The 23,266-nt window shown below is 49.5% G+C and carries 19 protein-coding genes; 3 read left to right on the plus strand and 16 right to left on the minus strand.

Annotated elements, in window-relative coordinates; genetic code table 11:
• Positions 1–152 precede the first annotated feature (152 nt).
• Positions 153–503 carry a DUF3147 family protein gene (locus tag AB3G37_RS13545; RefSeq protein WP_369788116.1) on the plus strand — a complete coding sequence of 117 codons (351 nt, stop codon included), beginning with the start codon at positions 153–155 and terminating at the stop codon, positions 501–503.
• 70 nt (positions 504–573) lie between these two features.
• Here AB3G37_RS13545 and AB3G37_RS13550 read toward each other — a convergent pair whose 3' ends face one another.
• From AB3G37_RS13550 to AB3G37_RS13580, 7 genes are all read right to left on the minus strand, one after another.
• Positions 574–1,932 carry a c-type cytochrome gene (locus AB3G37_RS13550; protein WP_369788117.1) on the minus strand — a complete coding sequence of 453 codons (1,359 nt, stop codon included), beginning with the start codon at positions 1,930–1,932 and terminating at the stop codon, positions 574–576.
• Between the two features lie 11 nt (positions 1,933–1,943).
• On the minus strand, positions 1,944–3,548 hold the full coding sequence (locus AB3G37_RS13555) for a GMC family oxidoreductase (protein ID WP_369788118.1): 1,605 nt from the start codon (positions 3,546–3,548) through the stop codon (positions 1,944–1,946).
• A 53-nt stretch (positions 3,549–3,601) separates the two neighbouring features.
• A complete protein-coding gene (locus AB3G37_RS13560; protein WP_369788119.1) occupies positions 3,602–4,102 on the minus strand; it encodes a sugar dehydrogenase complex small subunit in 501 nt (166 codons plus the stop codon).
• Positions 4,103–4,609: 507 nt separating this feature from the next.
• The gene (locus tag AB3G37_RS13565; protein WP_369788120.1) at positions 4,610–5,911 is read right to left on the minus strand and encodes a cytochrome c; all 1,302 of its coding nucleotides are present in this window, start codon (positions 5,909–5,911) and stop codon (positions 4,610–4,612) included.
• Between the two features lie 15 nt (positions 5,912–5,926).
• On the minus strand, positions 5,927–7,705 hold the full coding sequence (locus AB3G37_RS13570; protein WP_369788121.1) for a GMC family oxidoreductase: 1,779 nt from the start codon (positions 7,703–7,705) through the stop codon (positions 5,927–5,929).
• Between the two features lie 3 nt (positions 7,706–7,708).
• Positions 7,709–8,431 (minus strand): gluconate 2-dehydrogenase subunit 3 family protein, encoded by a 723-nt coding sequence (locus AB3G37_RS13575; protein WP_369788122.1) that lies wholly within the window; start codon positions 8,429–8,431, stop codon positions 7,709–7,711.
• Positions 8,432–9,129: 698 nt separating this feature from the next.
• On the minus strand, positions 9,130–10,110 hold the full coding sequence (locus tag AB3G37_RS13580) for a VOC family protein (protein WP_009635515.1): 981 nt from the start codon (positions 10,108–10,110) through the stop codon (positions 9,130–9,132).
• Positions 10,111–10,702: 592 nt separating this feature from the next.
• On the opposite strand from AB3G37_RS13580, the gene AB3G37_RS13585 reads away from it, so the two are divergent.
• Positions 10,703–11,248, plus strand: a complete 546-nt coding sequence (locus AB3G37_RS13585) for a GNAT family N-acetyltransferase (RefSeq protein ID WP_369788123.1) — start codon at positions 10,703–10,705, stop codon at positions 11,246–11,248.
• 164 nt (positions 11,249–11,412) lie between these two features.
• On the opposite strand, the gene AB3G37_RS13590 is transcribed toward AB3G37_RS13585, so the two are convergent.
• From AB3G37_RS13590 to AB3G37_RS13630, 9 genes are all read right to left on the minus strand, one after another.
• Entirely contained in the window at positions 11,413–12,342 is a 930-nt protein-coding gene (locus AB3G37_RS13590) for a dihydrodipicolinate synthase family protein (RefSeq protein ID WP_369788124.1), read from the minus strand.
• A 57-nt stretch (positions 12,343–12,399) separates the two neighbouring features.
• Positions 12,400–13,392: an ABC transporter ATP-binding protein gene (locus AB3G37_RS13595; protein WP_369788125.1), complete on the minus strand. Its 993-nt coding sequence runs from the start codon at positions 13,390–13,392 to the stop codon at positions 12,400–12,402.
• Positions 13,370–15,085 (minus strand): ABC transporter permease subunit, encoded by a 1,716-nt coding sequence (locus AB3G37_RS13600; protein WP_369788126.1) that lies wholly within the window; start codon positions 15,083–15,085, stop codon positions 13,370–13,372. Before AB3G37_RS13600 ends, AB3G37_RS13595 begins: the two co-directional genes overlap by 23 nt.
• A gap of 49 nt (positions 15,086–15,134) precedes the next feature.
• Entirely contained in the window at positions 15,135–16,265 is a 1,131-nt protein-coding gene (locus tag AB3G37_RS13605; protein WP_369788127.1) for a M24 family metallopeptidase, read from the minus strand.
• A 23-nt stretch (positions 16,266–16,288) separates the two neighbouring features.
• A complete protein-coding gene (locus tag AB3G37_RS13610; protein ID WP_369788128.1) occupies positions 16,289–17,335 on the minus strand; it encodes an ABC transporter substrate-binding protein in 1,047 nt (348 codons plus the stop codon).
• A gap of 69 nt (positions 17,336–17,404) precedes the next feature.
• Complete coding sequence (locus tag AB3G37_RS13615) at positions 17,405–18,106, minus strand: type 1 glutamine amidotransferase (protein WP_009635508.1); 702 nt, start codon at positions 18,104–18,106, stop codon at positions 17,405–17,407.
• A gap of 52 nt (positions 18,107–18,158) precedes the next feature.
• Positions 18,159–18,818, minus strand: coding sequence for a GntR family transcriptional regulator (locus AB3G37_RS13620; RefSeq protein ID WP_369788129.1), 660 nt, complete (start codon positions 18,816–18,818; stop codon positions 18,159–18,161).
• A 431-nt stretch (positions 18,819–19,249) separates the two neighbouring features.
• Positions 19,250–20,602, minus strand: coding sequence for an MFS transporter (locus tag AB3G37_RS13625; RefSeq protein WP_009635506.1), 1,353 nt, complete (start codon positions 20,600–20,602; stop codon positions 19,250–19,252).
• Positions 20,603–20,900: 298 nt separating this feature from the next.
• Positions 20,901–21,644, minus strand: coding sequence for an IclR family transcriptional regulator (locus AB3G37_RS13630; RefSeq protein WP_037377524.1), 744 nt, complete (start codon positions 21,642–21,644; stop codon positions 20,901–20,903).
• Between the two features lie 219 nt (positions 21,645–21,863).
• Between AB3G37_RS13630 and AB3G37_RS13635 the strand changes: the two genes are divergently transcribed.
• A complete protein-coding gene (locus AB3G37_RS13635; RefSeq protein WP_009635504.1) occupies positions 21,864–23,204 on the plus strand; it encodes an FAD-binding oxidoreductase in 1,341 nt (446 codons plus the stop codon).
• Positions 23,205–23,266 lie beyond the last annotated feature (62 nt).

Consider the following 23,266-nt stretch of genomic DNA (forward strand, 5'->3'; position numbering starts at 1 on the left):
TGAATAGATAATGATGAACATTCTAGCAATATTTCTAACTCTCGGGTCTAAAAACCTAGGGTACGAGGCACCGCATAGCAAACCTTACCGGCGTTGGAGTTACACACCATGGATGTTAAATTAACTACCAGTATCAGGATAAGAGGAATGAAATGATCTGGTTGATTGTGAAATACGCGGTGACTGCCGGGATGGTCGTGCTTATCTCCGAGGTGGCAAAACGAAGTGACCGAATCGGTGGCCTGTTGGCTGCGTTACCGTTGGTGACTATTTTGGTACTGATATGGATGAAACTCGAGGGACAGACGCAAGAGAAGATAGCGAGTCATGCATGGTACACGTTTTGGTACGTGATCCCGACACTTCCCATGTTTCTCTGCTTTCCTGTCATTTTTCAGCGGTGGGGATTTTGGGTCGCGCTGCTCGCCTCCTGCCTTATGACGGTGGTGATTTTCTGGGGTTATGCCCTCGTGCTTCGCCGCTTTGGTCTTAACCTCATGTGATAGCTGTAATGCCCTGTTATTATCTAAAAATGGCCGCTTTGCAGCAGCCATTTATTTAAAGCAAGAAAGTTTACTTCATCCGTTTTCTGCGTGAAAAGAAAATCACCGCGCCTAAAACAAGCAATATAATAATCACCCCTCCTGCAATCATACCGTACTTGGCGATGGCAATAAGTGGTGAAGGCGATCCTCCTTCTCTCAGTAATTTAACGCGTTCTGGTGTCGTTTGGACTTTTGAATCACCAAACGTTTTGAACAAATAGTTGGTCAACGTAGCCACTTGCTGACTGTCTAATGTGTTATTAAAAGCGGGCATCGCCTGTCCAGATGAAGGTGTCAGCCCATCTAAAATGGCCATCACCGCGTTATCAGCCACTGGACGTCGTAATGCCGCATTATTGTACAGCGCGGGCAATCCATTTCCGCCCTGACCTGAGGTCTGGTGGCAAGTCGCGCAGTGTGCTTCATAAAGCCTGGCGCCTTCAGAAGCGGAACCGTTCATAATCGCAATTTCAGAGATTTCTGGCCGAGGATTAACAGCCACTTCGGATGTCGGATTGATACTCTGAGGGCTGATTTGCCTGATATACGTTGCAATGGCTTTGACATCATCAGGTGATAATTTGCTGAAGCTTTTATCAATAGCTTCCAGCATCGGGCCACCAGCCTGAGAACCGTTATCGGAACGCCCCGTAGTCAAGTAGGAAGTCAGATCCTTTTCAGACCAATTTCCAATACCCGCTTGGTTGTCGGATGTGATGTTTGGTGCAAACCACGTCCCTAATGATGCCCCCGCCAAATCCTTACCTTTTTCCTCTGCCATCAGGGGGTTACGTGGCGTATGGCAGGTAGAACAGTGAGCCAGTCCTTGAACAAGATAGGCACCTCTGTTCCATTCAGCTGATTTTGAGTTATCTGCAACATAAGGTTTTGCATCGGCAAACAGCAAATTCCAACCTGCCATGGACAGACGCACATTAAAAGGGAATGGCAGCGAAGTTTCTGGAGCTTTATCATCAACCGGTATCACGCGCTGCATAAAGTAGGCATATAAGGCCCGCATATCTTGATCATTGATCTTCGAATATGACGTGTAAGGCATTGCAGGATATAGATTTGAGCCGTCTTTACGCACGCCTTTGCGCACAGCCTTTTCAAAATCTTCAAGCGTGTAATTGCCGATGCCCGCAATTTTTGAAGGCGTTATATTGGTCGAGTAAATCCTGCCAATCGGGGTATCGACTGCAAAACCGCCAGCGAACGCCTTGCCGCCAGCGGCGGTATGACATGCACCACAGTCTCCCGCAACGGCCAGATACTGGCCCTTTTCAATCAGGGAACTTTCTTGTGCCTGCTGAGCGAATGCCGGCACGCTTAAAAGTAATCCAACAGCCATTCCTGAAATTTTAGAGAAAAGCATCTTGTTCATATTTGCGATCCTCAAATTTTGCCAAGAATGGCGTCAGCAGTGCGTAAACCCAATGCACATGCTGTCAGTGTTGAATTAGCCGTTGCGACAGTCGGCATAACACCCGTGGACACCATATAAAGATTGTCGTATTCCCAGGCTTTACCAACATGGTTTGTGACCGATGTTTTTTCATCAAATCCCATGGCGAGAGTACCGGTAATATGCTGGTTATTGCTGTAAACGCCCGGCGTAGAGTAACGCACATTACTTGCCCCTAACATTTTGGCAATATCCGCATAAACATTTAAGGAATGCTGCATGCCTCGCTCTATGTACGCATCATAGGAGTAAGAGAACGCGGGGGTAGGTAAACCCAATGCATCTTTTTTACGAGTACTCAGCATCGTTCTGTTTTTAGGGTCTGGAAGCTGTTCCAAAACGTTCTTGATACTCAATTCGTGTGAAGAGCGGTAGAGGATTGCTTCATCCAGCGCTTGCCCCATCAGCCCTTCTTTAATTGCTGTGGCAGTAACACCCGCCACGCGCGAAGAGTTGGAAATATCGATGCGAAATGCAGCAGACTCAGAGCGGAATGCCCCGTCGCGCAGTTGCTGAATTGAGGATGGGCTCATTGGGCCTCTTCCCGGCCAAAGAGGTTCATCGACATAGAACGTCGCCGAATTGGACGGATGGTCCATAAGATTACGCCCCAGTTGATCATGGTTATTACACAATCCGTTGGGATTTTTATCATCCGCTGACAAAAACAGAATTTTAGGAATTTCTATGGCGTTGGCGGCCAAAATGAAAACTTCGGCCTCAACGCGGTGAGAAACTTTATTCCAATCGTAATAATGAAGCGCGGTAATCTTGCCATGTTGATTATGTTCAAGCTTATAAACCACGGCCTGGGTCATCAATTTGACGCCCGCTTTCTCTGCTGCATCGGCGGCTATTCCGCCATGATATTGCGCATCGATAGGACAGATAGGCATACAGTTGTTGTTACCGCAACATTGAGGACGCCCATCATAGGGTAAAGAGTTTCGCCCTGTGGTATTGGTCAGGACTTCGTATTGAGGTGAGAGGCGCTCACTGACTCTCCGCTCTAAATAAGATGGTGTCACCGGAGGTAAAGGAAAATCCTGCTTGCGCGGTGAATATTTGGCCATCTCGGCAGGACCGGAAACGCCCCACAATAATTCAGCCTCATAATAATAAGGTTCAAGGTCTTCATAGCCAATTGGCCAGTCACGACCAACACCATATTGAGACTTCAGGCGGAAATCGTTTGGCAGTAATCGCCATGCCTGCGCTGCCCAATGCCAGCTAGTGCCACCCACAACTCTCAGATATTCAGGTTTGTAAGGGTTTGGACCCACCTGATCAAGGTAGCCATTATCTTCAGGTTTATAATCAGGGAAAGGGGCGAATGTAGAGTTTGGATAAGGGGCGATAAAATCGTCTTTGCGAGCCGAATGACGAAAATTGGTAACAATATCATCCCGCTGAATACGTGGTCCTGCTTCAAGCATTAATACTTGCCGGCCTGCCAGTGCTAGTTTTCTTGCAGTCAACGCGCCAACAACGCCGGAACCGATAACGACGACATCGGTTGAAATAGTATCAGACATTTGTGTCACTTCTTCTGGGTAAATTTAAGGGGAAATGCGAATTGACTCGCGGCTCAGGCCGGTTTGGATGCCCAACTACCATAGGCACCATAGGCATAGGAAGGTGGGCGAAGCACATGCGCCACCTCCACATTGGCCAGCGCTTGGGTATAAGCCACACAAATGGCTTTGTCGCCGCTCCCGACAATGCCGAGATACCAGCCGGTCAGGATATTTCCCGGTAATTCTTGAATATCTGAAAGTGAACTGTCGGCATGCAGTTTTGCAATCAAGTCAGAACCTTTTAGTGCATTCGCATCAATATAGGCACGCAGTCGGGCCAATTTATCCGCAAAGGTGCTATCGATTTTGGTGAATGCTGCAAGTAAAGCCCCACTGAATTCCTGAGAGAATTTCTCTCGGCCCGTCAACATCGCTGAAACGCGGACAAAGTCTGCAACACTGGATGAGGTGGCAAATGCAGGCAAAATACTTGATGGAAGCATTGTTGATGCAGCTAACACCCCCATCCCCTGCAACACACGCCTTCGTGAAAAAAGAACTGGCACGTTCATTACTATCGATTCCTAGGCTTAAAAATTGCTCAAATAAAACCACCCTCGCGATGGATTTCTGAGGTCCATTCTGAGGCGAATAGGGTCTGTCAATAACCTTAGTGATAATAATGAAATGTAAGATAATCGATAATAATGTTGTATTAGCGTTTGTAAATGTTAAATGAGTGTTTCCATCAATGGTTTTACTACGTAAAAAAGCCCCTTAAAGTGACAACTTATTGCCGTTATCAACAGAAAAATCAATTCCTATAATATTGTTATATATGTGTTTAGTATTAATTACGGGTTTCATTACTTAATTCCCCAAAAAAGAGGTGTAATAGATTTTTAATATCTGTATGACACCTTTCCATTGAATTCAAATGACATTAATTTTTACGTTTAGTATTGTTTGATTGGATTGATAGACGTTGCTCAAGGACATTAAGAATAAAAAAACCGCCCCACGGTGAAATGAGGCGGCTGAAAATAAGACAACTGCCTTTTGGTTAATGCAATGGCAGGCTATTGTTGAGCGTTTTGCTGCTTATCCGGGTTCTTACGTTCAACGGTCGAAACTGTTTTGCGCAACTCCTTCACCTGGCTGGCTTTCACCCCAGACGCATTATTACCCCAGCTACTGCGAATAAACGTTGACAGATCTGCGACCTGCTGATCGTCAAGACGCCAGCCGAAGTCAGGCATCGTTAAACCGGTTACCGCTTTTTGCGTCACCGCCGCTTTGCCCCCGCGCAATATAATGCTGATCAACGATGATGGATCGTCGCCCAACAAGGCTGAGTTGTGCGCCAGCGCCGGGAAGGTTTTGCTGTAGCCTTGGCCATCAGTGCGGTGGCAGGCGGCGCAGTTATCCATATAAACCTGAGCACCGGGCATGCTCATGTCACCTTTAACCAACGCGGCCTGAGTACTGTCATCATCTTTGGGTGCCACAGCCTGAGGGTCGGAAGACTTGATGCTTTTAAGGTAAACCGCTATTGCATTCACATCTTCATCGCTAAGATGTTGAGTGCTGTGCTCGATGACGTCTGTCATCGACCCGAAAGCGGCACTGTGAGTCGTCCAGCCTGACTGCAAGAAGCTGACAATATCCTTTTGCGACCAACTGCCAATCCCTTCTTTGACATTACCCGTGAGATCCGGGGCGTGCCAGCCTTCCAGCGTTCCGCCGGTCAGGAAAGCGGCATCCTTCTGATCCAAGGCTTTTTCCTGGAAACCAATACCACGAGGTGTATGACAAGTACCGCAATGTTCCAGCCCTTGTATAAGGTAAGCGCCACGGTTCCACTGCGCGCTTTGGGTACTGTCCGGCTTATATTGCTGTTTGTCATGGAATGCCAGATTCCAAAAAATCAGCGGCCAGCGCATGTTCAGTGGCCACGGAATATCGCTGTCGCGGTTGGTTTGATTGACCGCAGGCACTTCATTCATGAAATAGTCGTACAGCGCATGCATATCCTCATCGCTGATCTTGGAAAATGAGGTGTAAGGCATGGCCGGATAGAGATGATGGCCGTCTTTCGCCACACCGCCACGCACCGCTTTCGCAAAATCGTCATAGGTGTAATCCCCAATGCCGCTCTGTTTGTCAGGCGTGATGTTAGTGGAGTAAATAGCCCCTATCGGGGTGAGCATTTTCAGTCCACCGGCAAAATCAGCGCCGCCCGCTGCGGTGTGGCAAGCCGCACAGTCGCCGGCCTGAGCCAGATAATGCCCTTTACTTATCGAAGAATCGGCTGCAGTTGCAGACGCTGACGCCAGGCCAGCAAACAGCAAGGAAGCTAACAATCCAGAATGCTTGATCATGTTTTCTCTTCCCTGTTAAGCCTGAACCAGCGGTCCGGGATTCCCCAGATACTGTGTACGAATCGCATTGGCTGCAAACAGTGCTGTGGCCCCCACGATCCCGGTCGGGTTATAGGCCAGGTTCTGTGGGAAACAACAGGCTCCCAGCACAAACACGTTTGGCACATCCCAGCTTTGCAGGTACTTATTGACCACGCTATTTTTCGGGTTGTCGCCCATGATGGCGCCACCGGTGGTGTGCGTGGACTGATAAGGGCGCACATCGTAATGTGCATTCATTCCCATAAAGCCAACATCGTAGTGATCCGGCGCCATGGCTTTAACGATCCCTTCGGCTTTCTCTTTGATAAAGTTGGTCATCTTCAGTTCGTTCTGCTGCCAGTCGAACGTCATGCGCAGCAGAGGCTGGCCGTGCACATCGCGATAAGTGGGATCGAGATCGAGATAACACTGCTTGTAAGGCATGACTGAACCGGACGATCCGACACCCATGTTGTGCAAATAGTTGTCTTTAATCGCCGATTTCCAGCCCGAGCCCCAACGAGGCGCGCTACTTGGCGTACTCATTTGCTGAATTGGGCGACCGCCGGTCGTGGTGGCAGAAATAGTTGCCCCGCCGACAAAGCCCAGGCTGCCGTGGTCAAAGTTTTCCGAGTTAAAATCATCCATGAACACGCCAGTTGCGCCAGTTGCCGCAAACGGGTTGAAGATTTTCTGTTTATTAAAGAAGAGCTTAATTCCACCGTTCATCTGATAGGCATAGTTTTTTCCTACCACCCCTTCACCGGTTAGCGGATCGTAAGGCTTGCCGATTTTTGACAGCAGCAGCAGGCGGACGTTATTCAGTTGGAAAGTACTCAGCACTACGATGGATGCGGGCTGTTCAATTTCCTGTCCTTGCGCATCAATATAAGTCACGCCAGTGGCTTTTTTACCTGTGGAGTCAGTATTGACGCGGATTACCTGGGCCTGAGTGCGCAGTTCAAAATTCTTGTGCTGATAAAGTGCCGGTAGCACCGTAGTTTGCGGAGAAGCTTTGGAGTAGTTAAAGCAACCGAAACGTTCACAGAAACCGCAGTAGTTACAAACGCCAAGCTGCACGCCGTAAGGATTGCTGTAGGACTCGGTACAAATGGCGGCCGGCAAGGTAAACGGGTGATAACCGAGTCCTTGAGCAGCCTGCGCAAAAAGATCGCCACCATATTGACGCTTCTGTGCTTTGGTAGGATAAGCATTTTTACGCGGCGCTTCGAATGGGTTGCCGCCCTCGATCTTCTCACCGTTAATGTTGCCAGCATTGCCCGAGGCTCCGCAGATCTTCTCGAACTTATCGAAATAGGGTTCCATTTCGGCGTAAGTGAAAGGGTAATCCTGCACTGTCATATCTGGCGGAATAAAGGATTTGCCATAACGTTCAGTAACCGTGCTGCGCATTTTAAGATCCGCCTCTAAAGGCCGCCACAACATCCCATTCCAGTGCACGCCTGCCCCACCTACTCCATCACCCGGCAGGAAGGAACCAAAGCGGCGATAAGGCATGGCAGTATCCGCCGTGGCATGACGGACGGTGACAGTTTCTCTTGACGCATTCTGGAAAAGCTTGAGGCGAATGCCATAGGTCAGCTCATCGGTATTACGAGGGTAGGCAAAATCAGGATAGGTATCGCGTTGTTCACCACGCTCGAGGGCGAGAATACGCAGCCCACTGTTCGCCAGTTCCATGGCCATCAGAGATCCGGTCCAGCCGAATCCAACGATCACCATATCAACGGGATCTTTTTTAATTGCTGCCATTTTTTAAACGCTCCGTTTGCCTGAAATACTCACCGGTCCCAGCGGATAAGGCTGGTTTGGAAGGTTCATTTGATCCTGGTAATCGGCGCGAGCGCCGGGGAATCCAATCATTTTCCAGGAGGCGAGCGTCTGGTTACCGCCGTGCAGCGGATCGGCGAGGTAGCCTTCCTTGGTATTTTCCAAAAGCTGCTCAAACAACAGCTTGCCGGGCACGTTATCAAAGGTCAGTTTGCCAGCATCGAGATCGTGCAGTATTGCGTCCTGCTGCTCATGGCCAAGACTCGCAAACGGCTGCTGAAACTGCTGCTGACAGTGCTGATTAATTGCTTTGATGCCCTGCCGATAGGTTTCTCGTGGGACAAGGCTGGACTGGTAACCCAGTTCGGGAATTGCGCTGGCAAATGGCGGGTGCATGTACCACAGGTGGCCGAAGCCGTAAGGCAGCTCCATTTGTTTGTCGATAAAAACGGGTACGCCTTCACTGACGGCACCGGGGCCATTGCTGTCAGAGGGGATCAAACGATCGCAGGCGGCCAAAATAAAGCGCCATTCATCGTTATTGAAATAGGTGGGAACGTAATGATCGGAGACGCCTTGCGACTCGGCAGCAGGGGCCGAGAGCGCCACAATACTGCTTCCTCCCGCCGCTGCGAGAGGGATAAGTGACAAGGTTTTCTGCAAGAAGCGCCTTCGGGACGGCACCTGTGTTTCTATTTTTTTTTCCATGACGACATTTCCAATGCAAGCGTGCCGAGAGAAAGTCCAGGCACAATAGTTTCTGTTGTAATAGTTTTAATGCTAACGGTTGTGTGCCTATAAAATAGCCGTTAACACTGTTACATTAAAGTAACTTAAGAGTTAAATATGTTAATAAAAATTTCTATTATGGTTTATTTTATGTATACAGAATGATGTTAAATCGTATCAAGAGGTTGAAAATAAATGTTATTTTCAAATAGTGCTCTTTATTCATTTTGCTTATATCTGCGGGATGCCGTGACGAAAGCTTAACTTTCGGTTAAAGCATAAAATTCAGTCGAATTTGCTGCGAGCTGCCGCTTAACGTGGATACTCGGCGAGTATTTCATGTTGATTAGGCTTAAATACATTTCAATGCCATTTTTAAATTTAAGAAGATCGGTGTGTAAAGAAATTGGGAGGAAATACAAGTTGATGCAGTAAAGTAATAGCTACGGATGAATTGATAGGCTTTAGTAAAGAAATTAGTGGGCTATTTAAGATGCAACGAATTTGGGGGGGATATGTTTATAGCGCATTCGGTTTTAATAACAAGAATCTAAATTAAATCAGAGATTTATATTATGAGATATGCAAATATTGACCTTGATAACAGTAAAGTTTACTTATTCATTATCTGGCCAGCGCGTTTTAAAACGGCGCTGGCCACAAGAAAAATAGCTGCCTTACTCTTTCAGGTGCTTAGGCACGGGCGGCGTGCCGTGGGTATGGAAAGTTTCGATAGTCTTTAATCCCCAGGCCTGCCCTTTCTTACGCTCAGTTTCTGTCCACACTACCGTTTGCCAGTCTGGGGCCAGAATCAGTCGAGCGCCTGAGTTTGCCAACTCGACGCGGTTACCGGCAGGCTCCCAGACATAGAGGAAAAAGGTGCCCTGAATCGCATGCTTATGCGGGCCAGTCTCAATGTGTACACCGTTTTCCAAAAAGATATCTGCAGCGCGAAGAATGTCTTCACGGGAGTCGGTAGCGTAGGTGACGTGATGCAAACGTCCGTTCCCGCCGCCGTGTTCTTCGGTGCAGGCCAAATCATAAGTTTTATTATTAATGGTAAACCAGCAACCACCTATACGGCCATTATCCAGCTGAATCATCTCGGTAACACGCGAGCCGAGGCAGGTTTCCATAAAGTTTTTGAATTCACCCACGTCTGAAGCGAGCAGATTAAGATGATCCAGTCGGCGCGGAGAGGCTCCACGGCCATGATAGCGCTGCGCCAGATTTTTGAGCGACGGGCGTTCACTCGCCTCGGCCTGATAGCGCACGGTATCATAATAAATCTCAAAAACATGGCCAAAAGGATCGGAAAAGCGAAAGGCTCTACCATGCCCCTGTTCACCGTCAATCCATCCAATAACTTCATATTTACTGGCTTCAATCGCAGCTACACGGCGCATAAGTGCCGCTTCGGAAGATGCTCGATAGGCAATGTGCCCAACGCCTGTGGTGTGATGGCGCGTAAGCTTTAAAGTATGAAACTCATAGTCATCCCAGGCACGCAGCCACGCATGATTCTCATTTTGATCTGACACGGTCAGGCCATAGACATTAACGAAGAAATCGAGGCTCTCTTCGAATTTGTCGGTAAACATCTCAACGTGAGCCAGATGCGCAATGTCAAAACAAGGTTCTGGAAGTTGGCTTGTCATAGTGGTCTTCCTGTTTGTTATTTATGTAGGCACAAAGTTGTCATACTAATTTAGAGACAGGTTAACCGGCTGTTGCTGTGCAGGTCAGTTAGATTAAACTGATAGAGCTATGATTTCTATTTATAACGTAATCCGACTAACATATTGATTATTTAAGATTTGTAGCCAATAAAAAACCCAGCTCAGCGATCTAATTTTTAATTACCAAGCGTAATTATTATATAAAAAAGAAAACCCGCCTAGGCGGGTAAGTGAGACAAGAATTTAAATACACATTATGACCATAGCTGCCTAACCCATTAATTTCAAACCATCCAAATCAAATAGAGTAAAAATATACTTTAATAAATTTAATCCATTATTAAAAAGTATGACAAACCCTGCTACCAAGTCAAAATCTTATATTTCATGCGGGAATTACAAATAATTTACCATAAACATACATTCCATCTATCCTTTAAAAGAAAGCTTTAGTGCTACATTCCATAATCAAGCCCTGAAAGCTTTCATTGTCATTTTTATGGCGTGATATTACTTTTCAGAAAAAGCGGAATAATGTCATGCACAATTATTTCAATCATAGGATAACATCATGGAATATATTGGAAAATCAGTAAAGCTATGCCTTGTTTCAATAGCGGATTATGAGTTTGTACATAGTATCAGAGTGTTACCTTCCAGCATTAAGTTTCTTAGCCAAGTCGATAATAACCCTCTGGAACAAAAACGTTGGCTTGAAAGTTATAAAGAAAGAGAAATATCTGGTAAAGAATATTACTTTCTGATTGTTAGATTAGATACAGCAACGCCTGTTGGCACCATTAGAGCCTATAACGTTGATAATATTGAAAGTATTGCCCAGTGTGGCAGTTGGATCCTGACAGATAAAAAAACGTTAAGCTCCGCCATTGAGAGCATTTTATTAATGTGCCAGGCGATGAATGATAAAGGAATTAAAACAGTCATTGTGGACGCACGTAAAGATAATGCTAAAGCATTAAAGTTTATAATAAAAATATCTCATCGTTTCCACAGCGAGGATGACACCAACTTATACTATGAAATTGATGTCCCCACTATGGTTCAACGATTTTATAAAGACAACTTGAAATACCTTAAGCCACAAACATCAGTGTAGATTGACTTACGTTATAGTCACTAATGTATATAAATTAATTAACAGCCCTACTATTTTCTTACTTGCCCTTCTTCCAGTGCTTACGAATGTATTATTGATTAATAAGCCCCCTTAAGGGCTACATTTAGTCTTACTACATAATGGAAACATGAAAATAATTAATGTTATTCCTGTAATCGCTTTTCAAGCCGGTCAATGAGTCGCCCTAATTCGCGCATATCGTCGCTATCTAATACCGGGCCGGGTTGACGTACCGCCGCGCTGCGGATAATGCCACGGCGGCGCAGAGTTTCTTTACGCAATGCCAGGCCAATGCCGAATTGAAACTCATGGCGCAACAACGGCAGATAAACGTCAAACAAATCTTCGGCTTCTTCAGGCTTACCTGCATCAAACAATGCGCAGACCTGCACCAACATTTCAGGATAGGCAAACCCGGTCATCGCCCCGTCAGCGCCACGGCGCATTTCCTGCGGTAAAAACAGGCCGCCGTTCCCGACCAGAATGCTGATACGACGCAGCTCCCTGGCAACACTTTGCGCCCTTACCTGACTTAGCTTGCGCAGACCCGGCAAGTCTTCATGCTTAAGCATGACTAACTGTGGCAACGCCTTGATAAGGCGCAGGATCACCGCGACAGAGGTGTGTACTCCGGTGGATTGTGGAAAATCTTGCAGGCAGAGGGGTACATCGCCACCGAGTTGTTCTGCTACGCTCAGATAATAATGGCTGATTTGGTCGTCAGTCTTAAGATTTGCCACCGGTGCCAGCATCACTCCGGCAGCACCTAACTCCATGGCGGTATGGCTTAACCGCTGTACGTGACGATGGGACGCATGGCTGACGCCCACCACTACCGGTACTTTACCATTGACCCGCGCCAGCACTCGGCGCATAAACAGCAGCGACTCTTCGTCAGTCAGTTTGGGGGCTTCCCCCATCATGCCAAGGATAGTAATCCCGCTAACGCCCTGCTGTAGATAAAAATCGGTCAGGCGATCGGCGCTTTCTAAATCCAGTTCACCATTATCGCTAAAAGGGGTGGCTGAAATGATATAGACACCGCGTGCCTGTTCGTCGAGTTTGCTGCTCATAGTGATCTTCCTGAATAAACTGTTTCATTGGCCTGAAAATCAGGCTTGCGCTTGTTGCTAAAATATCAATGCGTCTGCCTGCTGAAATCCCCAGTCGACAGCGGTTCCCGGTATACGCTCAAGCGGCGAAATGTCCGGCGGCGCATAGGCGATAATGGTTTGTCCCATCGAGGCGATAAACAGCTTCCAATGCATCCCGCAAAAAGTCGCCACCTGAATTTCTCCCCGATAACGCTGAGCGGCGAACCGGCTCGGGCTACCGACCAGTAAATGCTCGGGACGAATGCCCAGCATGTTGCCGCCATCCTGCTGGATAAAATTACACTCCCCCAGAAACCCGGCGACAAAAGGGCTGCCCGGTTTGCGGTACAGGTCTTCGGGCGTTCCAGACGCGACAATGCTGCCGTTTTCCATAATCACGATAGTGTCCGAAAGATTCATCGCCTCCTCCTGATCGTGAGTGACAAACACCACCGTCAGCCCTAGTTCTTGATGCAATTTTTTGATTTGTAGCTGTATGGTCTGGCGCAGATTTTTGTCCAGCGCCCCCAGAGGCTCATCCATCAACAGGATATCGGGATTAAATACCAGCGCCCGCGCCAGTGCGGTACGCTGCTGCTGGCCACCGGAAAGCTCCCCCGGCATTCTCGCGCGAAAGTCTCTTAGACTGACCAGCTCTAACGCCTCGGCGACTTTACGGTCAATATCCGACTTTGCCAGACGCCTCATCCGCAGCGGAAAAGCCACGTTTTCAAATACCGACATATGCGGAAACAGCGCGTAGTTCTGAAATACCATGCCGATGTTGCGATCGGCTATCGACATACGGCTGACATTTTTACCTGAGATGTGCACACTGCCGCGATCGGGCATTTCAAACCCGGCGATAATCTTCAGCAAGGTCGTTTTGCCCGATCCCGATGCGCCCAGCAGAGTACAGAATTCGCCACGCCGCACTGACAAATTCACGTCCGGCAAGGCGACAACATCGCCGTAAGATTTGCGAATGCCGGTCAGGGTGACGTCTTTACCTTGTTGTTGTTGTTGCATGCTTTTCTCCTTGACGACCGAACAGACTGTGAGCAATCAAAATAAGCGCGGTTGCCGCGATCAGCACACAGGAGGCTGAAATAACCGTCGGATCGAAATCCACTGACAACCCCTCATACATCAGTTTTGGCAGCGTACGATTGCGCAAATTGGTCAGGAACAGTGACATCACCACATCGTCGAACGAGGTGATAAACGCAAACACTGCGCCACCGATAATCCCCGGCAACAGCGCTGGCAACATCACACGCCTGAACATCTGCACCCAGCTCGCACCCAGACTCAGCGCCGCCAGTTCAAGGCTGGGATCAAAACTTTGCAATGCTGCGCGCAGGGTAATATAGACGTAGGGAGTGGCCAGAACCGTATGGCCGATAACTAACGCGACGGAGTTATTCACCAGCCCCAACGGCCCACACAGGTAATACAACGCTACGGCAGTGATAATCGCGGGGACTGACATGGGGATAATAAACAGCGTTTCCAGCCAGCCTTTACGGCCTGGGCGCATCTTATACACGCCAAGCGCGGCGCTGGCTCCCAGCAGCATCGACACCACGGTGACCATCGCGCCGATTTTGATGCTTTGCCACAGCGCGGCCATCCATTTCGGGTCCTGAAAGAAACTTCGATACCAGCGGATGCCATATTCCGCGGGTGGAAAGGTCGGGAAACTGCTGGTGCCGAAGCTCATCGGGATCACCACCAATATTGGTAGCAGCAGGAACACCGCGCAAAGCAGTCCCGCCAGCGCGCTCATGCGCCCACCGCCGGTTCGCCTCCCGCCGCTCATCTGACTGCCTTTACCCGACTGGCCGCCCATCAATTTATCCAACCCAAACAGTCGGTTGAATAACCACAGAGCAAACAGCGTAGTCACCAGCAATACCCCAGCCAAAGCAGCTGCAATGCCCCAGTTCAATTCATCACTAATGTTGTAGGAGATAAGCTCGGCAATCATGCGCTGCGCCGGGCCGCCCATCAACGAGGGGGTGATGTAATAACCGACCGCGTTCATAAAAACGATGATGGCTCCCGCAACCACGCCAGGGCGGGTCAGCGGAAAAATTATCCGGGTAAAAATACCGATAGAGTCAGCGCCAAGGCCCTGAGCCGCCTGAATCAGTGATTTATCCAAAGCACGAAAAGAAGAGTACAGCGGCAGCACGACAAACGGCATCAGTACATGAGTCATGCCGATCAGCACACCGGTAAAGTTATAGAGAAATGCAACGGGATGATCGATAAGGCGAGTGGTCACTAGCAGCGTATTCAACGGTCCATTTTGCTGCAACAGCGCTATCCACGCCGAAGTGCGCACCAGTGCGCTGGACCAAAACGGCAGCAGCACGGCGAAAAAAAGCAGTTTCGACAATGCTGGCCTGACCGAGGCCATCAGGTAAGCCAGCGGATAACTCATAACCACACAGCTAACGGTCACGACCGCGGCGATAACAAAAGTATTTTGCAGCACAACCCGGTAGATAGGGACCCTCAGCAAGCGCAAATAGTTATCCGCCGATAGCGTCCCCTGACTATAAAAGCCCTCTTTAAGCAGGCCCAGAATAGGCCAGATAAAAAACAGCGCCAGAAAAATCAACAGCGGCAAAGCCAGCAGTGTCAGTCGGGAAAAACGCCGCATCCCCTTTTCTTTGCCCGCCGCGTCAAGCCGGGGTATAGATGATATCGTCACGTTATCTCTCCGGTGTTTCGCGCCATGTGAGCTGCGTCGTCCTGATGCCCTAGCTGATAAACAACTGACGGGGAAACTGAGTTAATCTCTCATAACCCTGTTCGGTAATTGCGATGGTTTCAGACATGCCAAAACCGCGCGCCAACACGTAAGTATGAAAAGTCATGCCCGGAGCAAAATGCCAACTGCAGCCGGGTGCGGCTTCCAGTGGCTCGCCGCCGCTTGGCGCCAGCAGCAGGCCGACCGAGTAAAAGGTCTTATTGGTATAGGTGTCGCGCAAGCCCGCCGACATCACTCCGTCACGATAAATGGCATCAGGCACGGTGGCCGCCACGCCGGGCCGCACTTCTGCCAGTGCCGCATCCTGAATGGCGATCAGTTGCTCAACGATGCGCTGATCCTCTTCACTGGCGTGCCCAACGCGGATTGGGCGCATAAAACGCGCATGGTAATGCCGCACGTTGGGCGTAGTTTCAATCTGCACAATATCGCCGTGTGCCAGCACGCGATCGCTGTAACCACCGTGCAAATGATAAGCTCGCTCACCTGATGACATTACCCCTGGCCCCGGTAAATCACTGCCTGCGCGGATCATCGCGCTACAAATTTCGGCGGCCATTTCCCGTTCGCTGACACCGACTTTGGCCGAGCCGATAGCCGCAGCCATACCAGCCTCGGCCGCCCGCGCCGCACGGCGTTGATAGCTAATTTCTGCCGGTGATTTTATAAAGCGCATTTGAGTGACCCACTGACTTTCATCAAGCATCAACGCCTGCGGCAACCCCGCCTTGATGCCGTTAAAACGAGCCACCGACAGCGGCCACGCGGCCATTTCCACCGCCAGCCGCGGTGAATCACCAAGCCGAGAGCGGATAGCCTGCACTGCAATGGCCGTTTTATCATCGCTGTCGCTCCACATGACGCGGTCGTCGTAAAGGCAGGTACTATCGAGGTAGTAAGCTTCCACGTCGCGGCAAATCAAGGTTGGCTCACCGCTCGCCGGAATAATGGCAAACTGGAACGATGAATAAGCTCGAGTGAAAAATCCTGTTATCCAGGTTACGCTTTCCGGCATAAATGCCAGCAGGGCGTCATACCCTTTTTCCACCAGTTGTTGCTGTACACGCGCCAGACGCTGCTGGTATTCCACTTTTTCAAACCAGTAATCGGTTGCCACCATGACCAACTCCTTTCAGTAAATGTTTATTGCATGGCCGTGTTGTAGGCTTCGCCCGCGGCGAGAGAATGTGCTGCCCACCAGTTGATATTCATAAATACTGCATTGGCCAGCCGGTCGGGCGTTGAAGGAAGCCTGCCCTGCAGCGACTTATCAATCAGAGGGATCGATTTTGGCGTTACGGGGCCATAAGCGACATATTTGCTGAACCGCGCCTGCACTTCCGGGCGAATGATATAATTAAGGAATTTAATCGCCTGCGCCTTGTCCGGTGCTCCTTTGACAATCATGAAATAGCCCACTTGGGCCACTGACTGGCTCCAGGACATGGCAATCGGCAAGCCGCTATCAATACCGGCCTGAAAACGACCGTTCCAACCCAGCGCCATCACGACTTCACCGCTGCCTAACGCCTGCACCGGCTGCGCACCTGACGACCACCACATCGCGACATAAGGCTTGATCTCGCGAATTTTATTCAAGGCGCGATCCATACCGGCTTTGGTATCCAGCGTTTTATAGATATCGGCAGGGGCGACGCCGTCGGCCAGCAATGCCGCTTCCAGCACGGTGTCCGGCTTATCCGGCAGCGTGCGCTTGCCGGGGAATTTCTTCACGTCCCAAAAGTCGGCGAAGGTTTTTGGGCCGCCATTAGGGAAAGCCTTGGTTGAATAGCCAATAACGGTTGAAAAAATTTCAGAAGGAACACCGTAATCATTGCGCGCTGCGGGTAAAACATCACTTTCATCGACCATAGCGGGCGTGATTTTCTCGAAAAGTCCGCTTTGTGCCCCCTGCATCAGGCTAGCGCCACCGGCTGTCACCACGTCCCACTGAACCTGATGGGTGTCCACCATCGCTTTGATACGAGCGATTACCGGGTTGGTATCCTCGGTAATCTGAATACCGGTTTCCTGAGTAAAAGGTTTCATCCAGGCGGCGCGGATCCCATCCTGATAAGCCCCGCCCCAACTGGCAAAAGTCATTTCTTCAGCCGCTGTGGCGCTTAGCGGCAGCGCCGCAGCAACCATAACGGTGAGCATGCCAAGCATTTTATTGCGCATTCTTGTCATCACTTTTCCCTTATTAAATGGATAAAAATCGTCATTATTCAGACCATTGCCTGCCAAGACGATAAATCATTACCTGGAAATAAATGTCACAAAGCGAGTGAGCATCGACTTGGCGGCTGAAGCCTCGTCGGCGGTGGCGATCAGTTGCTCGATATCCGCGCCATCGCGCTCCATGGTGGCGCGATTTTGCTCAAACCACAGCGGTGCCTGCTGTAGCGTAATTTCAGGATGACCCTGAATACCCCAAATCGGCTGGTCTTTATAACGCCAGATTTGATTAGGACATTGGTCGCTGGAAGCCAGAATGGTCATATCCGGATGGGTCGCGCGCACCTCATCGTTATGCCAGACAAACATATACACCTGCGGCACAATGCCGGAGGCAATGATATCGTCGGCGGCCGCAGGCGTTGCCTGTAGCCATTTATTACCGATTTCACACGCGGGGCGTCGAAAGACTTGATCACGTCCGCATAATGCCGAGGCCAGAATTTGGCTGCCGAAACAAACGCCCAGCATCGGAATACCCAGCTCTGCGGCTTCTGCGATTAGCCGATGCTCGTGGAGGATAAAAGGAATATCTTCATAGGCTCCGTGCGGGCTGCCGGAAAGAAAAATGCCGTCATAACCGGTCAAATCGCTGGGGAACTGGTTTTGGTAAGCCCAAAAACGATCAACCTCCATCCCCCAAGACTCAAAACGATCGTCCAACTGGGCTATCGTCTTTTGCGATGTGCCGTTGTGGAGATAAAGCAGACGCTTTCGACCCATCGGGCCTCCTGATGCTGGTTAATTGACCGTGATAAGCGGCTGAAATTTAATGCTAAAGGCTGGTGGTAAACGACTGGATTATCGCGTTGCGGGCACTTTCGATGTGTTTTGCCATCGCCTGCGCGGCCGCCTCTCCGTCTCCTGCTTCGATAGCATCGATAATTGCCAGATGCTCGTTACGCCCTGGCTCAAATCGCGAAGGCACCGTCTCTTTACCAAACATCCGAGTGCGGGTGCGTAACTCGGCTATCAGGCGCAGCAGCAACTTGTTGCCGCTGGTTTCGGCGATGCTGAAATGCAAAAAGTCATCGACCTCCCAGTGATAACCGCCGCTGACCTGCGCGGGGTTTTCCATGGCCATCAGCCGTTGGCGGACTGCGGTGAGTTTCTCTGCCGACATTTTGCCGGCCGCGCTGCGAGCAGCATCGGCCTCCAGCAGCATGCGCACCGACATGATTTCTAAAATCTCACTCAGCTCAACACCATTAACCAACAGCGTCCGGCCCGAACGGCGCAGATAATGACTGCCTTCTAAACGCCCCAACGCTTCTCGAATTGGCGTGCGCGAAAGCCCCAGTTTCTCCACCAGCCGCCGCTCACTGACCACCTCCCCATTGGCCAGCTCCCCCGCCTGAATCATATGCAAGACGGCGTCAAAGGCATTTTGCGTCAGCGATTGGTCATTGACCGGATTCAACTCCATTGCTTTCATTTTCGCCGCCTATTGCATGTTTTTTATCCACTCCTTTTTTGTATTCTATTTGTATACCCTGTGTCTATGATTAAATTTTGCAGTTTAATGCTGCAAACTCCCGAGAATAAGAGACTAACGGCAGCGAAATAAGAAAAACTTATTGCTGGCTTGGATTATGGTATTTTAGTACCACGTTGCGATAAGCCCACGCGCGCCTGCAGCAGGCGACGGATAAGGGATGCCAGAAAAATCCGTTCTTGTGAGAGCGTATTTTTTGAGGTTATGCAGGCGATTTAAATATGTCAGAGGCGGTAATAATATGTAATTCATATAGGTAGAAAATGCCCACCCAAATCATCAATCTGCAACAGTAAATTTTTTAAGGGTTGCGTTAGCCCCCCTTTTCAAAATAGATCACATTATCGATGCTTTATATTAGTTTTTAAGCGCTAAACCACTCGATCGTAGCCTGTATTAACCACGTCCTGTTGAGTAGCCCGCTTTTGCTGTGGCTTGTAATGGAAAAATAGACTGATTGAGATAAACGACACCAGCGCAACACAGGCAACATAGCCGACCACAGTAAATGGATTTCCGGTGGTGGTAACCAGCCAGGTGGCAATTAATGGTGCGGTTCCGCCAAACAGCGCAGTGCCAACGTTATAGGCCATTGATCCCGCGGTAGCGCGCATTTCGGCAGGAAACATATCCACTAAACCAATATTAACTCCGCTCGTAATCATGGGGAAAATCAAAACCGGGATCATAGTGGCAATAATTGCGCTCAATAAGGTTGCCTGCTGAGCAATCAGGAAGGAGAAGAAAATAGCGGGTACTACCAGCACGCAGCCAATCAGCATAATCCGTTTACGGCCAATAAGATCATTCAGATAACCGTGTAATAAGGTGCTAAAAATAAGTACCATCTGCGAGATGAAAATGGCAAGCGCGACATCGGATTTATCCAGCCCGATAAATCGGCTAAGGTAAGTTGCAAAGAATCCCAGAATTAAATAATTGGATAGCGTATGGCTCATCAGAATGGAAATAAACACCAGCATGTTTTTCCACTGCGAGCGAATAACATCCATTACTCCCGGTGGTTTGATGCCTTTGCTTTTACGTTCATGTTCAATCATCACAAATTCTGGCGACTCATCCAGTTTTCTACGGATCCAGAGCCCGACCATTCCTAAAGGAAATCCGATAGCAAACATCACCCGCCAACCCCACTGCTCCATTTGTACATTGGTTATAAAATGCGAAAGCGCAGCAAAAATACCCAATGCAATAGCGGTGCCGATATAAGCACCTGCAGGCGAAAAAGAAGCACGAAAAGCTCGGCGATGGCTCTGAGAGTTCTCGACAATATAGTCCGTCGCGGTGGCATATTCCCCACCGGCAAAGAATCCCTGCACGAGTCGAAAAGCCACTAATAATATCGTTGCCGTGCTGCCCGCCTGTGAATAGGTTGGTAATAATGCGGTCAGGCCGGTAATAATGCTCATCCCGGTAATAGTAATCATCAGTACCGAACGCCGTCCCCAGCGATCGCTTAACTGCCCCAAAATTATCCCGCCAATCGGCCGGATAAGAAAACTGGATGCGTATATCAGTAAAACGGACAGTAAAGCGGTAAAAGGAGCATCTTGCGGAAAGAAAATACGTGAAATAACGCTGGCCAGCAGGCCATAAACGGCAAAGTCCAAAAACTCGACCATATTACCGGCTACTGCGCCTATCAATGTCTTTCGCTGCATTGCCGGTGTGACCCTGGGTAAAATCATCTCGGTATTATTCATAAACTATAAACCTCCATGCTACGCAGTCATTGTCAGTAATACGTTAATGGGAATACCTGTATCGATGTCAGCTCTACCGCCAAACAAGAGCCTTCTCAAAGCGCCCTATGCCACATTGTGGTACATCGTGCCAATTATGTTATATGACCATTTTTTATACTGCAATACGACAAGGCATAGGTCATTCTTATGACCGATTTAGCGAGGAGGATGAAAAAATAATGATTATCTGAATTCAGATCACGAGAGAGGCAGTCAACGGATTATATGAAATTAGGGGCCGCAACCCCCAAAATAACTATTGCGGCTGGCTATGGCTTATCTTACGAGCAGCCTGAACAATCATGTCTCCCCAAGCTTTTTCCGAAGAGGAGTTATAACGAGAATCGGGCATAGAAATACAAATACTGCCCACCGGCTGGTCACCCTGTTCGAATATTGGCGCGCCGATGGCGAAAATACCCGGACGGTAATAGCCGCGATTGATGGAATAACCGCGCTCACGAATAGCCTTTAATTCGGCACGCAGCGCGGCGGGATCCACCAGTGTTGCGCTATTCCAGGCTTTCAGTCCGGCGTTTATCACCGCGTCAATTTTTTCCTCGGGCATCCAGGCCATCATCGCCAGGCCATTGGCCGTAGAATACAGCGGCGACACCTCTCCCACGTTGCTCACAGCCCTGACAGCATGGTGACTTTCCAGACGATCAATGACCACAATACCGTTAATACCATCGGCAACCGACACGTAAACCGTTTCATTGGTAGCATCACGCAGCTCAGTCATCGGCCCGCGCGAGGCTGAAGAAAGCCCGCCGTTGGCTAATTCTGCCGGTCTGATAGTTAATACGTGCGAGCTAACCGACCAGCGAGGCACGTCACCGTCACTCAGGCGTAACCACCCTGCTTCATGAAAAGCCCACAGGATGCGTTGCACGGTAGATTTTGGCAGCTTCATTATCCGGGCGAGTTCCCCTACGCTGATCGGCTGATGCTGAGACACTTTCTCTAGTATATTGAGGCTCTTGAGCAGACTTTGCATTATTCCATTCTATGATTGGTTTGCCAATTTACCTCCGATAATACTGGCACTGGCGACACTGCGCCACCGCCGCAGCCACAAATTAACCTGTCCTTGCCTCTTGCCAGTACAAAAAATGTCATGCTAATGTATTTTAAATGGCACGCCGTGCCATATTATGGCACAAGAGATCTTTTCTCTCTCTTGATGACGTGAATGATTAATCCAGCGAGATAACCGATGGCCCAGCGAGCAACGATTTTTAGTGAAGACTTCAGTGAATCGCCCTACTGGTGGCAGCAGTGGCGTCCTCATGAATCAAGCCAGGCTGCAATCCCTGCAGAAACGGAATTTGCCATTATCGGCGCGGGTTATACCGGCCTGTGCTGCGCCCTCGAACTGGCTAACCACGGCTATCAAGTCACTATTTTTGATGCGGGTTTACCCGGCGAAGGCGCTAGCACGCTGAGTGGCGGGCAAGTCACCGGAGGCGTTAACGTTGGCAAGAGCATGGTGCGAAAAAAACAGTCCACCACCGATGAATCAGCTTTGCAAAAAGCCCGTCTGCATGAGGCTGCCGAGGGCTATCGATTTCTTGAGGCCCTGATCGAGCGCTACGGTATTGACTGTGATTATCAGCAAAATGGCCGTATCAGCGCCGCCTGGATCCCCCAGCAGTTAGAAAGTTGGAAAAAAAAGCTGCCGCTGCTCAATGAGATTAGTCAAACCGATGCGCGTATTCTCAGTCGTGAAGAGATCCGTCAGGAGCTGGATACTGATATTTATGCCGGTGGCGTACTGATTAAACGTGCGGGTCAGCTTAATCCTGCTCGTTACTACGGCGGGCTACTTGCCGCAGTAATGAATGCCGGTGTGACCTTGTGCAGTTATGCGGCAGTGAAAAATGTCGAAAAACTTACCGTCGATTATCGTCTACATACCGCTCGTGGAACCTGTCGCGCACGCAAAGTCGTGATCGCTACAAATGGCTATACCGGGCATGAAATCCCAGAATTAAGACGCAAGATTGTGCCCGTGACCAGCCATCAAATCGCCACTGAACCGCTGCCAGAGGCGTTGCGTAAAAGCCTGATCCCCAAGCGCCGTGGCGTGGCCGAAACGCAGCGTGTCACACACTACTTTCGCTATTCGCCCGATGGCACGCGCCTGCTGTTTGGCGGCCGTGCCCGTTTTTATCCACTAAATCTGCGTCAGTCTGGCGAGGTTTTGCATCGCCATATGGTCGAGCGTTTCCCGCAGTTAAGTGACGTAAAAATTGCTTACAGCTGGGGCGGTAAAGTCGCGGTCACCCTCGATTATCTCCCCCACCTTGGACAAACCACAGATGGCTGCTATTACGCGGCGGGTTGCAACGGTAGCGGAGTCACCATGATGAGCTGGTTGGGCCATCGTTTGGCTCGTCACTTAATCGATGACCAGCCGTTACACCTGAGCCCTTATGGCGCAACGCCCATGCCGGGACATGCCTTGTACCGTGGCAGAACGTGGTTTATGCCGCTGCTCGGCAGCTATTACCAAATTCGCGACAGTCTTGACAAACGAGCAGAAAAGTCGTCCTGAACACTTTGCCTGCCCGCTGACTGTGCAGGCCTTATTTAATCGAATGTTATTACAGAGGTGAT

This window comes from Rouxiella sp. WC2420 (assembly GCF_041200025.1).
Taxonomy (GTDB): Bacteria; Pseudomonadota; Gammaproteobacteria; order Enterobacterales; family Enterobacteriaceae; genus Rouxiella.